Below are 13,196 nucleotides of genomic sequence, written 5' to 3'. Positions count from 1 at the left end.
TTTAAGAATGAGAGATGGGGATAAAAGCGCTAGAGAAATATTTATTAAGGGCAATTTAAGATTAGTTTTAAGTGTTATACAAAGATTTAATAATAGAGGTGAAAATGTTGATGATCTATTTCAGGTTGGATGCATAGGATTAATGAAAGCTATAGATAATTTTGATTTAGGTCAAAATGTTAAATTTTCAACTTATGCAGTACCGATGATAATAGGTGAAATAAGAAGATATTTAAGAGACAATAATTCAATAAGGGTAAGTAGATCTTTAAGAGATATAGCTTATAAGGCGTTATTAGTTAGAGATAGGTTGGTAAAAGATAATAATAAAGAACCAACAGTATCACAAATAGCGAAAGAACTTAATTTGCCAAGAGAAGAAGTAGTATTTGCATTAGATGCTATTCAAGATCCAGTATCATTATTTGAACCAATATATCATGATAGTGGGGATGCAATATATGTTATGGATCAAATAAGCGATTCTAAAAATAGTGATGAAAATTGGCTTGAAAACATATCTATTAAAGAAGCAATGAAAAAATTAAATGATAGAGAAAAATTAATATTAACCTTAAGGTTTTTTAATGGAAGAACTCAAATGGAAGTTGCAGATGAAATAGGAATATCTCAAGCACAAGTATCAAGATTAGAAAAAACCGCTTTAAAACATATGAGGAAATATGTATAGAGCTCTTTTATAAGAGCTCTTTTAAAATAGCTACACAATGTACAAGCTATAATATAAATATTAAAATAGTTATAACTTATTAAGGGAGGATATTTTATGGGATTATTTGATGGTATGAAAATTGAAAATGAAGAATATTCACAAATGGAAGAAGAAGACTTTTTATTACACTCATTAAATGCGCTTAGAACTATGGAAGTAATAGATATTAAAACAGGATCAAAGATGGGATATATTAAAGATTTTGTTATAGATATTTCAGAAAGTAAGGTAATATCTATTATATTACCAGGGACTGCTAAAGGCTGGTTCAGTAAAGAAGAAGATTTAGAAATACCATGGAGCAAAGTTAAAAAAGCAGGAATAGAGGTCATATTAGTTGATAGTACAGATATAGATAAATTTAATTTATAAAATAACATCTAGTAATAGTAAAAAAAAATCTGTATAATCTATATATACTTAAGATAATACTTAGGAAAGGCGTGAATAAGAAGATGAGATGTCCCTTTTGCTCATTTGAAGAAAGTAAAGTAGTAGATTCAAGATCAACAGATGATAATACTACTATTAGAAGAAGAAGAGAATGCTTACGATGTAATAAAAGATATACAACGTATGAAAAAGTTGAAGATATTCCAATACTAGTTATTAAAAGAGATTCAACGAGAGAGAATTTTAATAAAGAAAAAATAGTAAATGGACTTATAATAGCTTGTCAAAAAAGACCTATATCAAGGAAACAAATTGAAGAATTAGCCGAGGATATAGAAAAAGCTATTTCTAATAAGATGATAACTGAGGTAGACTCTAAAAGTATAGGCGAAATGGTTATGGAAAGACTTAAAGAAATAGATGAAATATCTTATGTGAGATTTGCATCTGTTTATAGACAATTTAAAGATATAAACACTTTTTTAGAAGAAATAAAAAGTTTAGTTTCTACAAAATAAAAAATTAACTTAAAATAGGAATTCTTCATTTTCTATTTTAAGTTAATTTTTTTAGTTAAAAGTAAGTTAAAATATAACTTTGGTTAGCAAAAGAAATAGAAAATATAATTAATAAATGGTAAAATGTATTAAAATGAAGTAAAGAGGTGACTATATGGTTAACTTATCTATATGTGATTTTGAGAAAAGAAAAGACTTTTTGATTTATAATCTTGGAAAAATAACTTTAGCATTTTCAACAGCTGAAAAAGATAGAAGTTTTAATAGAAATACCAGTTATGGAATAGATAATTTAAATAGTATAAAAAATGAATTCAGGTTACAAGATGTTATTTATCTTAACCAAATTCATAGTGATAAAGCTTATATATATGATGAAAGTTATACAAATATTAAAGAAGAAGAAGGGGATTCCTTAATTACGGATGAATTAAATGTAGCAATTGGAGTGTTTACAGCAGATTGTGTTCCAATTATTATAGCTGATGAAAAAAGTAATGTTATAGCAGCTATTCATAGTGGTTGGAAAGGAACATATAATTCAATAGTTTTAAAAACATTATCAAAAATTGAAGAGGGGTTCAATATAAATAAAAATGAAACAAAAGTATTTATAGGACCACATATAAGAAAATGCTGTTATGAAGTTTCTGAAGAGTTAAAAGAAAAATTTCTTTTAAAGACAAAGATTGATGAATATAAACTATTTGATGGAAGAAAATTAAGTATGCAAGAATGTATATTAAATGATATAAGAAATTTTGGAATTAATGAAGACAATATATATTCACTTAATTTATGCACTCATTGTGAAAGAGATACAAAATTATACTCATATAGAAAATCAGAAGGTACTTATGGAAGATTATTTTCATTTACTTTTATAAAGTAGGGAGGGGTATTAATGTCAAAAGAAAAAATATTAGTTGTAGATGATGAAGATCATATAGTGGAGCTTATAAGCTATAATTTGACAAATTCAGGGTATAAGGTTATAACTGCCAATAATGGAATAGACGCTGTAAGAATCGCTAGAGAAGAAAAACCAAATCTTATGCTACTTGATCTAATGATTCCAGGATTAGATGGATTTGACGTATGTAAATCAATTAGAAATGACAATGAAACCAAAGATATCTCAGTTATAATGTTAACTGCAAAGGGTGAAGAATTAGATAAAATACTAGGGTTAGAGCTTGGTGCTGACGATTATATTACAAAGCCATTTTCAATAAGAGAATTATTAGCGAGAATAAAGGCTGTCTTAAGAAGAATAAAATCGGTAGAAGGAAGTGAAGAAGTATATAAATCAAATGGAATTTTAATAAATTTTGATAGAAGAGATGTCTTTATATTTGATAAAAAAATAGATTTAACATTAAAAGAATTTGAGTTGTTAGAAATATTGGTTAAGAATAGAGGGAAAATATTAACAAGAGAAACTCTTCTAGATAAAATTTGGGGATATGAATATGTTGGAGAAACAAGAACAGTAGATGTGCACATAAGATATCTAAGAAAAAAGGTAGAAGAAGATGATAAAAATCCAAAACTAATAGAAACTATAAGGGGAGTAGGGTATAGATTTAATCCTAATAACTAAGAATTATGAGAAAAAGAATATTAGCATCATCATTGATAACTGTAATTTTTGCTTTAATTATTGTGACTTGCTCTTTTATAGCACTAGTAAACTTTAAAGAAATAGATAGAACTAAAGAGATTCTAGCTGTTTATAATAATTTGGTTATAAAATCAAATAACTTTGATGAGAATAATTTAAAGAACTTTACTATAAACAATTCAAAAGTAAGATTCACTTTTGTAGATAAGGAAGGAACTGTAGTAAAAGATACGGATAATAAAAATCTTGAAAATCATTTAAATAGAGAAGAAGTAATAGGAGCATTTAAAAATGGAGAAGCTTCTTCAACAAGATATAGTAATACAGAAAATACAAATGTAATTTATTATGCAACGAGAATTGATGATAATACAATAATAAGATCTTCAGTTTCATTATATACAATAAAGTTATTTTCTGAAGATTATATTAAGTACTATTCTATTGTAATAGTATTTGTCATTTTATTATCTTTAGGGCTATCATTAAAATTAGTAAGAGCTGTAATTTATCCAGTTAAAGAACTAGAAATAGTAACTAATAAAATTGCTAATGGTGATTATGGAAGAAGAGTAAGTATATTTACAAATGATGAAATTGGATCATTAGCAAGTACTTTTAATAATATGGCAGATCAACTTCAAGCTAAAATAAGTGATTCTCTAGATAAACGAAATAAATTAGAAGCTATTTTAGAAAGTATGGAAAGTGGAGTAATAGCAGTAGATAATAAACAAAACGTAATTTTAATAAATCCATATGCTAAAAATTTATTTGGAATAAAAAAGGATATTATAGGAGAAAAGATATCGGAGTATATAATAGATTATGATATACTAACATTTATGAAAAATGTACCGTTTATAGAAATGAAGGAAATAAAATTAATACATCCTATACCAAGGGAGCTGAGAATTAAAAAGGCACCGATAATAAATGATAAAAAAATACCAATAGGTGTAGTTATAACAGTATTAGATATAACAGATATTAAAAGATTAGAGAATATTAGGAGTCAGTTTGTAGCTAATGTTTCTCACGAACTAAAAACTCCATTAACTTCAATAAAAGGTTTTGCAGAAACTTTAAAATTTGTTGAAGATATAGATACTAAAAATAAATTTTTGGATATAATAGACAAAGAAGCAGAAAGATTAACAAATTTAATAAATGATATTTTAATTCTTTCTAATATTGAAAACAATCATAGAATGAAGGAAGAAACATTTAATCCAAAAGAAGTTATAGAAGATGTAATAAATATGGTTACTCCTCAAATGAATAATAAAAATATAGAAATAGAATTTATAAATAAGGCAACTAAGAATTTAATTGGAGATAGGGATAAATTTTCCAAATGATATTAAATCTAGTGGAGAATGCTATTAAATACTCAAATAATGAAACAAATATAAAGATAAAAATTTATAATGTAAATGATTATACATACATAGAAGTAGAAGATAATGGAATAGGAATACCAAAAGAGGATTTACCAAGAATATTTGAAAGATTTTATAGAGTTGATAAATCAAGAGCAAAAGGCGGTACGGGGTTAGGATTAGCTATAGTCAAGCATATAGTTAAAATGTTTAATGGAGAAATTTTTGTTAATTCTACATTAAATAAAGGAACTAAATTTACAATTAGGTTAAGAAGACCTATAAAATTGAATGATTAAATATAAAAAAGAAAAGATGTTGTAAGTCTTTTCTTTTTTTATACATTAAAATAAGCTTGTTTAAATTTCATTTAACAATTTCATAACTTTTCTTAACATTAAGCTAATATTTACTTAACTTTTAGGGACTAATATAAATATGTAAGGAAAATTAATAAAAAATAATAAATTTAAATTATTAATTTGGAGGGGAAATTTATGAAAAGAAAAAGTTTAAAGATAATATGTACAGCTTTATTAGTTTCTATGGCATCAGGAGTATTTATGGGATGTGGAAAAGAAGGAGACTCAAATACAAATAATAACTCTTCAGAAAAGTCAGTAACAATATCAGTTTCAGGCTCAACGTCAGTTGGACCATTAATGGAAAAAATTGCAGAGAAGTATGAAATAGACAATAACAATGTATCTATAGAAATAAATCAAGTAGGATCTTCAGCTGGGATTAAAGATGCTATAAACGGAGTATCAGAAATAGGAATGTCTTCAAGAGAATTAAAATCAGAAGAAGAAAAAGAAGTAAAACCAACAATTATAGCATATGATGGTATAGCAATAATAACAAATAAGAATAACGTAATTAAAAATATAACATTAGAGCAAATAAAAGGAATATATACAGGGAAGATAACTAACTGGAAAGAAATTGAGGGTGGAAAGGATGCACCTATAGTTGTTGCCTCAAGAGAAGAAGGATCAGGAACAAGAGATGCTTTCCAAGAAATAGTTGGATACAAATCAGAAGAATTAAAAGCAGATGCAATGATTTCTAATGGTAATGGTGGTTTAAAAGAAACAGTAGCAGGAAATGAAAATGCAATAGGATTTGTCTCTTTTGAATACTTAGATGATAAAGTAAATATTGTGAATGTTGAAAATATAGAGCCGAAAGCAGATTTAGTGAAATCAGGAGAATATAAAATATCTAGGCCGTTTTTATTAGCAACAAAGGAAGGAAAGTTAACAGATAATGGTCAAAAATTAATTGATTTTATCTTAAGTGATGTAGGTCAAACAATAGTTAAAGAAAATAAGTTAATTCCAGTTAAATAACTTTGAGTTATTAAGAATGCTCATTATTGGGCATTCTTACTTTCATAGGAGAGGGTAATCATGTTAAACGTAAAAAAAAATAACAATAGCAAGTATGTAATAGAAAATGTATCAAAAGCGATATTTTTTGGAAGTGCTCTTATTGCAGTAATAAGTTTATTGTTAATTATAGGATTTGTGTTTTTTAAAGGGTTAAATCCTTTTATAAGTAAGGGATATTCATTTAAGAATTTTATATTTGGATCAGTATGGGTACCAGGTTCAGATAAGTTTGGAGTCTTACCGATGGTACTTGCATCTATATTTGGAACATTGGGATCACTTGTTATAGGAGTACCTATTGGAATACTAACAGCTATATTTATAGCAGAGATCGCACCCAAAAAAGTAGGTAAGATAATATCAGGAGCAGTTGAACTTTTAGCAGGAATTCCATCGGTTTTATATGGAGTATTTGGATTAGCAGTAGTAGTGCCATGGATTATGAATACTTTTAATCTTCCAAAGGGCCAAAGTCTTTTAGCAATTATAATTGTTTTATCAGTTATGATGTTACCAACTATAATAACAGTTTCGGAAACTGCAATTAGGTCAGTTCCTAAATCATATAAAGAGGGATCATTAGCACTTGGTGCATCACATATAGAAACAACTTTTAAAGTTGTTGTTCCAGCTGCAAGGTCTGGTATTTTAGCAGCAGTTGTTCTTGGAATAGGAAGAGCAATTGGTGAAACTATGGCAATAATATTAGTAGCAGGAAACTCGGCTATAATTCCAAAATCTATAATGGATTCTGTAAGACCTTTAACAACTAATATTGCCTTAGAAATGGGTTATGCATTTGGAACACATCAAGAAATGTTATTTGCAACAGGAGTTATATTATTTTTATTTATATTATTATTAAATTTAATATTAAGTAAACTTTCTAATAAGGAAGGTAAATAGATATGAGAAAATTTAGAGAAAATATTCTAAAGTTATTATTATGGATTTCAGCTGGAATTACAGTTGGAGTATTAATATTTATATTAGGATTTATATTTGTTAAGGGATATAAACATATAAGCATAGACTTTATAACAAAAAATTATTCAGCATCAGGCGATGGGGGAATATTGCCCATGATAGTAGCCACTTTGTATACTGTGTTTATATCCATATTAGTAGCTACTCCAATAGGAGTATTAGCAGCAATTTATTTAACAGAGTATGCAAAACAAGGAAAAATTGTAAAGATAATAAGGTTTGCAACTGAAAGCTTATCTGGAATTCCATCTATTGTATATGGATTATTTGGATCAATATTTTTTGTTGTAACATTAAAATTTGGATATTCTTTATTAGCGGGATCCTTAACTGTTGCAATAATAATATTACCAGTAATAATAAGAACAACAGAAGAAGCTTTAAAATCAGTTCCATCTTCATATAAAGAGGCTTCACTAGGACTTGGAGCAACAAGGTTTCAAACACTGTATAAAGTTATAGTACCAAGTGCTATTCCAGGAATATTAGTTGGAGTTATACTTTCAGTAGGACGTGTGGTTGGAGAATCAGCTGCAATACTTTTAACTGCAGGAACTGTTGCAAAAATGCCTAAGGGAATCATGTCTAGTGCCAGAACACTGACGGTGCAATCATATTTAGTAACTCAAGAAGCTGGTAATATAGAACAAGCAGCAGCTGTTGGAATAGTTTTAATAATTATTATATTGATTTTAAATATTATAGCTAAGATTATAACCAAAAAGTTTAGCAAGGCAAATTATTAAAAAACTAAGAGGTGTAAGTATGTCAAATGAAATAATGCCTAAAATTAAAGTTAGAAATTTAAATTTATATTATGGTGATAACCAAGCATTAAAAAATATAAGTATAGATTTAGAAGCCAATAAAGTTACTGCATTTATAGGCCCTTCTGGATGCGGAAAATCAACTTTTTTAAGAACATTAAATAGAATGAATGATTTAATAGATAATGTAAAAATAGATGGAGAAATATCTGTAGATGGAGAAGATATATATAAGAGTAAGGATGTTATTGCATTAAGAACAAAAATAGGAATGGTATTCCAAAAACCCAATCCATTCCCTATGTCGATTTATGATAACATAGCCTATGGACCTAGACTTCACGGAATAAAAGATAAAAAAACATTAGACATGATAGTGGAAAAGAGTTTAAAAGGTTCAGCTCTTTGGGATGAAGTCAAAGATAGACTTAAAAAAAGTGCTTTAGGTTTATCAGGAGGACAGCAACAAAGATTATGTATAGCTAGAACTATAGCAGTTTCACCAGAAATCATATTAATGGATGAACCGACCTCTGCCTTAGATCCTATATCCACAAATAAAATGGAGGAATTGATGGAGGAGCTAAAAAAGAAGTACACAGTTATTATTGTAACTCATAATATGCAGCAAGCAGGAAGAATTGCTGATAAGACAGCATTTTTCTTAAATGGTGAAATAGTAGAATACGGAGATACTGAAGATATATTCTATAAACCTAAAGACAAAAGAACAGAAGATTATATTACTGGAAGATTTGGTTAAAATATATAAGAGGTGATTTGAAATGATGAGAGAAGTAATGAGCAACAAGATAAAGCTTTTAAATTCTGAACTTATTGAAATGGCAAGCCTGGTTGAAAAACAAATATATGATAGCATGACGGCACTTAAGGATCAAAATTTAGAATTATCAAAAAAAGTTATGAAAGATGATGATAAAGTAGATAATCTTCAAAAAGAAATAGAAGAAAAATGTATTAAGTTCATGGCTACTGAGTCGCCGCTTGCAAGGGATTTAAGAAGTATATATACTACAACTAAAATAGTTACAGATCTTGAAAGAATGGCAGATTATGCAGTAGATATTTGCAAGATAGTTCCAAGAGTTAAAGGTGTTAATTTTTCAAATGAAATAGCACCAGTTTGGCAAATAGTAGACATAGTTACAAATATGATAAAACTTTCAATTGAAGCATATGTAAATGGAGACGAGAAGGCAGCATATGAAATTTGTGATATGGATGATAGAGTAGATGAAATTTATCAAGGAATGTTTGAAATAGTACTAAAGAAAATGGGTAAAGATGAATCAATGATAAATCAAGGGACACAAATATTATTTGCATCAAAGTATTTAGAGAGAATTGGAGATCATGTAACTAATATATGTGAATGGATAATTTTTTCAAAAGAGGGTAATTATGTTGACTTAAATGAATAAATAAATAAAAAACATCCCTAATGATAGGGATGTTTTTTATTGACTAGATATTATTATTAATGTAATATAACATCAAGTGATGATTATAATTAGGTGAATTGCGATTTAATATAAAAAAGGTAACAACTTAAATATAAAGAACTTAATAAATAAGAATCTTAGATAATTTCGTTTATATATGGGGAAAATTATTATATAAAATGACATAATATAAAGATACTTTTTAAAATATTGAGGTGAAAAAATGAAAAATCTAATTAAAAAGGTAGACCTTGGAAGTATTGCAGAAGAGGTTGGAATAGAGGTTAATGATGTATTAATATCAATTAATGGTACACCCATAGATGATATCATAGATTATAAATTTTTAGCAGCAGATGAAGAAGTACTTCTAGAAATTGAAAAACCTGATGGAGAAGTTTGGGAATATGAAATTGAAAAGGAATATGGAGAAGATTTAGGTATTGAATTTGATGGTGGAATAATGGATAAAGCTAAAAGATGTTCAAATAATTGTATGTTTTGCTTTATTGATCAACTTCCAAAAGGTATGAGAAATACATTATATTTCAAAGATGATGATTCAAGATTATCCTTTTTACAAGGAAACTTTGTTACGTTAACAAATATGAAGGACGAAGATATCGATAGAATAATAAGATATAAAATAAGTCCTATAAACATTTCTGTACATACTACTAATCCAGAATTAAGAGTGAAAATGCTAAAAAATAGATTTGCAGGAAGCATAATGGAAAGACTTAAAAAGTTAAGAGATGCAGAAATTGTAATGCATGCACAAATAGTATGCATACCTAACGTAAATAATGGTGAAGAATTAAGAAAAACTATTATTGATTTATATGAACTGCATCCATATGTAAAGAATATAGCAGTTGTACCTATAGGTATAACTAAGTTTAGAGAAAATCTTCCACATGTAGATACATTTACAAATGAAACTGCAAAAAATGAAATTATGATGGTACAAGATCTTCAAAGAAGATTTGTAGAAGAAACAGGTACTCCTTTTGTGAGATTATCTGATGAATTTTATTTAGTAGCAGGTTTAGATGTTCCAAATGATGAATTTTACTCAGAATATGAACAACTAGAAGATGGTGTAGGAATGATAAGATATTTTAGGGAAGTTACTCAAAACTCTTTAGAATTCCTAGATAAAAACCGTAAGGGTAGTTTTTCAATGGTTACTGGGGAACTTGCATATGAAGAAATAAAAAAATGTGCAAACAATATAAAAAGACATAATCCAAATATTAAGATTGATGTATATAAAATTATTAATAATTTCTTTGGAAATACTATAACAGTAGCAGGACTTTTAACTGGAACTGATATAATAGATCAATTAAAAGGAAAAATAGAAACAGATTATTTAATTATGCCAAGTAATATGTTTAGAAAAGGATATGAACTTGGCCCAGCAGATATGATTATGTTGGATGATTTAAGAATAGAAGATTTAGAAAAAGCCCTTGGAATTAAGGTTATAGTTTGTGATTATACAGGAGATGACCTTATTGATATAATAAATGAAAATTGTGAGGAGGAAAAATAATGGGTAAACCGATAGTTGCTATAGTTGGAAGACCAAATGTAGGTAAATCCACTTTATTCAATAGATTGGCAGGACATAGAATATCTATAGTTCAGGATACACCAGGAGTTACAAGAGATAGAGTATATGCTCAAGCTGAATGGCTTAAGTACAATTTTACAATGATAGATACTGGTGGTATAGAACCTGAAAGAGAAGACATAATAGTTAAGCAAATGAGAAGACAAGCAAATATAGCTATTGAAACAGCTGATGTTATAGTGTTTGTTGTTGATGGAAAAGAAGGATTAACTCCTGCTGACCATGAAGTTGCAAGTATGCTTAGAAAAAGTAAAAAAGAAGTTGTTTTAGTTGTTAATAAAGTTGATTCTTTAAAAGAAGAAGAAAATGCTTGGGAATTTTATAATTTAGGAATTGGAGATCCAGTAACCATATCAGCATCTCAAGGATTAGGACTAGGAGATATGCTAGATAGAATAGTTGAAAATTTTGATAAATATAATGAAGAAGATGAAGAAGATGATTTTATTAGAATAGCAATGATAGGAAAACCTAATGTTGGTAAATCATCATTAATAAATAGACTGCTTGGAGAAGAAAGATTAATAGTTTCGGATATACCTGGAACAACAAGGGATTCCATAGATAGTACATTAGAAACTGAACATGGAAAATTTATTTTAGTAGATACAGCAGGACTTAGGAGAAAAAGTAAAGTTAAGGAAGAAATAGAAAGATACTCTGTAATCAGAACATATACTGCAATAGAAAGAGCAGATGTATGTATATTAATGATTGATGCTACTGAAGGAATAACTGAACAAGATGAAAAAATAATAGGTTATGCTCATGAAATGAACAAAGCTATTATGGTTATAGTTAACAAGTGGGACTTGATAGAAAAAGATGATAAAACTATGCAAAGATATAAAGAAGATTTACAAATGAGTCTTAAGTTTTTAAAGTATGCAAAATACTTATTTATATCTGCAAAAACTGGTCAAAGAGCACATAAGGTTTTAGAAATAGCAAGAGAATGTTATGATAATTATTCAAAGAGAATCCCTACTGGAATATTAAATGAAGTTATAAATAAAGCTGTTCTTATGAAAGAACCACCAATAGTAGGTCTTAAAAGGATGAAGATTTATTATGCAACTCAAGTTGCATCAAAACCACCGAAGTTTATATTCTTTGTTAATGATTCAAGTGCATCACATTTTTCTTACGAAAGATATCTTGAAAATCAATTAAGGGAAAGTTTTGATTTTAGTGGAACTGGTATTCAAATAGAATATAGAGAAAGGAAGGAATAATAATGAGTAATGTGACCTTTTTAGGAGGAGGTAGTTTTGGTACTGCGCTAGGAATACTGTTGGCTAATAAAGGTAATAAGGTTAGTGTATATGATAGAGAAAAAAATACAGTTAATGATATTAATATAAATAGAAGAAATGATAGATATATTAAAGATTTACATATACCTGAAAATGTCACTGCTTATATTAATTTAGATGAAGCTATAGAAAATACAGAGTTTATAGTTTTAGCTGTACCTTCACATGCTATAAGAGTAGTAGCAAAATCGTTAAAAAATAAGATAAAAAAAGATGTTATAATTATAAGTATAGCTAAAGGAATTGAAGAAGGAAGCAATTTAAGATTATCTCAAGTTATAGAAGAGGAATTACCAAATAATAAAGTGGTAATTTTATCCGGGCCTAGTCATGCTGAAGAAGTAGCTTTTGATATTCCAACAACTGTAGTAGTAGCTTCACATCATTTAGATGCAGCTAAAAAAGTTCAAGATTTATTTATAAGTATCAATTTTAGGGTTTATACTAATGAAGATTTGATAGGCGTTGAAATTGGTGGTGCAGTTAAAAATATAATTGCATTGGCAGCAGGAGTTTGTGATGGAATTGGATATGGGGATAATTCAAAAGCAGCACTTATGACAAGAGGTATGGCTGAAATCGTTAGGATAGGAGTTAAGCTTGGTGGTAAAGCTGAAACTTTCCTTGGACTTACTGGTATGGGAGATTTAATAGTTACTTGTACTAGTCTTCATTCTAGAAATAGAAAAGCAGGTTATTTAATAGGTACAGGAAAAACAACTGACGAAGCTATAAAAGAAGTAGGAATGGTAGTAGAAGGAATTAAAGCATGTAGATCCTTCTATGAGTTAAAAGAAAAATTAAATATTGAAATGCCTATAACAGATGTTTTGTATAAAATATTATTTGAAGAAAAGAATCCTAAAGATGCAGTAATAGATTTAATGGAAAGAGAAAGAAAAAGCGAAATATACTAAAAATAAGTATTGATTTAATTTATTTTAAAAGCTCCTAAGGGAGCTTTTTCTTTTTTTATTAAT

General features: G+C 27.8%; 15 protein-coding genes. All 15 read left to right on the top strand.

Translation table 11 applies throughout. The annotated features are described in order from the left end of the window. Positions 1–691, top strand: a 691-nt coding sequence (gene sigG / locus A500_RS04730) for an RNA polymerase sporulation sigma factor SigG (RefSeq protein WP_016206445.1), incomplete at its 5' end; no start/stop codon positions are given. A gap of 96 nt (positions 692–787) precedes the next feature. After that, positions 788–1,105: a YlmC/YmxH family sporulation protein gene (locus A500_RS04725; RefSeq protein ID WP_016206444.1), complete on the top strand. Its 318-nt coding sequence runs from the start codon at positions 788–790 to the stop codon at positions 1,103–1,105. 83 nt (positions 1,106–1,188) lie between these two features. Then, positions 1,189–1,644: a transcriptional regulator NrdR gene (gene nrdR, locus A500_RS04720; RefSeq protein WP_016206443.1), complete on the top strand. Its 456-nt coding sequence runs from the start codon at positions 1,189–1,191 to the stop codon at positions 1,642–1,644. 154 nt (positions 1,645–1,798) lie between these two features. Beyond that, entirely contained in the window at positions 1,799–2,536 is a 738-nt protein-coding gene (gene pgeF, locus A500_RS04715; protein ID WP_016206442.1) for a peptidoglycan editing factor PgeF, read from the top strand. 12 nt (positions 2,537–2,548) lie between these two features. After that, positions 2,549–3,247: a winged helix-turn-helix domain-containing protein gene (locus tag A500_RS04710; protein WP_016206441.1), complete on the top strand. Its 699-nt coding sequence runs from the start codon at positions 2,549–2,551 to the stop codon at positions 3,245–3,247. Positions 3,248–3,252: 5 nt separating this feature from the next. Next, positions 3,253–4,629 (top strand): sensor histidine kinase, encoded by a 1,377-nt coding sequence (locus tag A500_RS04705; protein ID WP_341349939.1) that lies wholly within the window; start codon positions 3,253–3,255, stop codon positions 4,627–4,629. Positions 4,630–4,640: 11 nt separating this feature from the next. Continuing rightward, on the top strand, positions 4,641–4,949 hold the full coding sequence (locus A500_RS21875) for a sensor histidine kinase (protein WP_341349938.1): 309 nt from the start codon (positions 4,641–4,643) through the stop codon (positions 4,947–4,949). Positions 4,950–5,147: 198 nt separating this feature from the next. Next, positions 5,148–6,002 (top strand): phosphate ABC transporter substrate-binding protein, encoded by an 855-nt coding sequence (locus A500_RS04700; RefSeq protein WP_016206440.1) that lies wholly within the window; start codon positions 5,148–5,150, stop codon positions 6,000–6,002. A gap of 60 nt (positions 6,003–6,062) precedes the next feature. Next, positions 6,063–6,950: a phosphate ABC transporter permease subunit PstC gene (gene pstC / locus A500_RS04695; protein WP_016206439.1), complete on the top strand. Its 888-nt coding sequence runs from the start codon at positions 6,063–6,065 to the stop codon at positions 6,948–6,950. Positions 6,951–6,952: 2 nt separating this feature from the next. Beyond that, the gene (gene pstA, locus A500_RS04690; protein ID WP_016206438.1) at positions 6,953–7,777 is read left to right on the top strand and encodes a phosphate ABC transporter permease PstA; all 825 of its coding nucleotides are present in this window, start codon (positions 6,953–6,955) and stop codon (positions 7,775–7,777) included. 34 nt (positions 7,778–7,811) lie between these two features. Continuing rightward, the gene (gene pstB, locus A500_RS04685) at positions 7,812–8,561 is read left to right on the top strand and encodes a phosphate ABC transporter ATP-binding protein PstB (RefSeq protein WP_016206437.1); all 750 of its coding nucleotides are present in this window, start codon (positions 7,812–7,814) and stop codon (positions 8,559–8,561) included. Positions 8,562–8,583: 22 nt separating this feature from the next. Next, positions 8,584–9,240, top strand: coding sequence for a phosphate signaling complex protein PhoU (phoU, locus tag A500_RS04680; RefSeq protein WP_016206436.1), 657 nt, complete (start codon positions 8,584–8,586; stop codon positions 9,238–9,240). A 244-nt stretch (positions 9,241–9,484) separates the two neighbouring features. Next, the gene (locus A500_RS04675) at positions 9,485–10,819 is read left to right on the top strand and encodes a DUF512 domain-containing protein (protein ID WP_016206435.1); all 1,335 of its coding nucleotides are present in this window, start codon (positions 9,485–9,487) and stop codon (positions 10,817–10,819) included. Continuing rightward, positions 10,819–12,135, top strand: a complete 1,317-nt coding sequence (gene der / locus A500_RS04670; RefSeq protein ID WP_016206434.1) for a ribosome biogenesis GTPase Der — start codon at positions 10,819–10,821, stop codon at positions 12,133–12,135. Before A500_RS04675 ends, der begins: the two co-directional genes overlap by 1 nt. Before the next feature lie 2 nt (positions 12,136–12,137). Continuing rightward, on the top strand, positions 12,138–13,133 hold the full coding sequence (locus tag A500_RS04665; RefSeq protein ID WP_016206433.1) for an NAD(P)H-dependent glycerol-3-phosphate dehydrogenase: 996 nt from the start codon (positions 12,138–12,140) through the stop codon (positions 13,131–13,133). The last annotated feature ends 63 nt before the right edge of the window (positions 13,134–13,196 follow it).

This window comes from Clostridium sartagoforme AAU1, assembly GCF_000401215.1.
In the GTDB taxonomy this organism is placed as follows: Bacteria; Bacillota; Clostridia; order Clostridiales; family Clostridiaceae; genus Clostridium; species Clostridium sartagoforme.
The sequence above is the reverse complement of the archived record's forward strand: the minus strand, read 5'-3'. Positions and strand labels throughout refer to the sequence as shown.

Excerpts from the sequence above, each read along its gene's own strand:
- A500_RS04725 (WP_016206444.1), top strand. The coding sequence starts at position 788 with ATGGGATTATTTGATGGTATGAAAATTGAAAATGAAGAATATTCACAA.
- nrdR (WP_016206443.1), top strand. The coding sequence starts at position 1,189 with ATGAGATGTCCCTTTTGCTCATTTGAAGAAAGTAAAGTAGTAGATTCA.
- pgeF (WP_016206442.1), top strand. The coding sequence starts at position 1,799 with ATGGTTAACTTATCTATATGTGATTTTGAGAAAAGAAAAGACTTTTTG.
- A500_RS04710 (WP_016206441.1), top strand. The coding sequence starts at position 2,549 with ATGTCAAAAGAAAAAATATTAGTTGTAGATGATGAAGATCATATAGTG.
- A500_RS04705 (WP_341349939.1), top strand. The coding sequence starts at position 3,253 with ATGAGAAAAAGAATATTAGCATCATCATTGATAACTGTAATTTTTGCT.
- A500_RS04700 (WP_016206440.1), top strand. The coding sequence starts at position 5,148 with ATGAAAAGAAAAAGTTTAAAGATAATATGTACAGCTTTATTAGTTTCT.
- pstC (WP_016206439.1), top strand. The coding sequence starts at position 6,063 with ATGTTAAACGTAAAAAAAAATAACAATAGCAAGTATGTAATAGAAAAT.
- pstA (WP_016206438.1), top strand. The coding sequence starts at position 6,953 with ATGAGAAAATTTAGAGAAAATATTCTAAAGTTATTATTATGGATTTCA.
- pstB (WP_016206437.1), top strand. The coding sequence starts at position 7,812 with ATGCCTAAAATTAAAGTTAGAAATTTAAATTTATATTATGGTGATAAC.
- phoU (WP_016206436.1), top strand. The coding sequence starts at position 8,584 with ATGATGAGAGAAGTAATGAGCAACAAGATAAAGCTTTTAAATTCTGAA.
- A500_RS04675 (WP_016206435.1), top strand. The coding sequence starts at position 9,485 with ATGAAAAATCTAATTAAAAAGGTAGACCTTGGAAGTATTGCAGAAGAG.
- der (WP_016206434.1), top strand. The coding sequence starts at position 10,819 with ATGGGTAAACCGATAGTTGCTATAGTTGGAAGACCAAATGTAGGTAAA.
- A500_RS04665 (WP_016206433.1), top strand. The coding sequence starts at position 12,138 with ATGAGTAATGTGACCTTTTTAGGAGGAGGTAGTTTTGGTACTGCGCTA.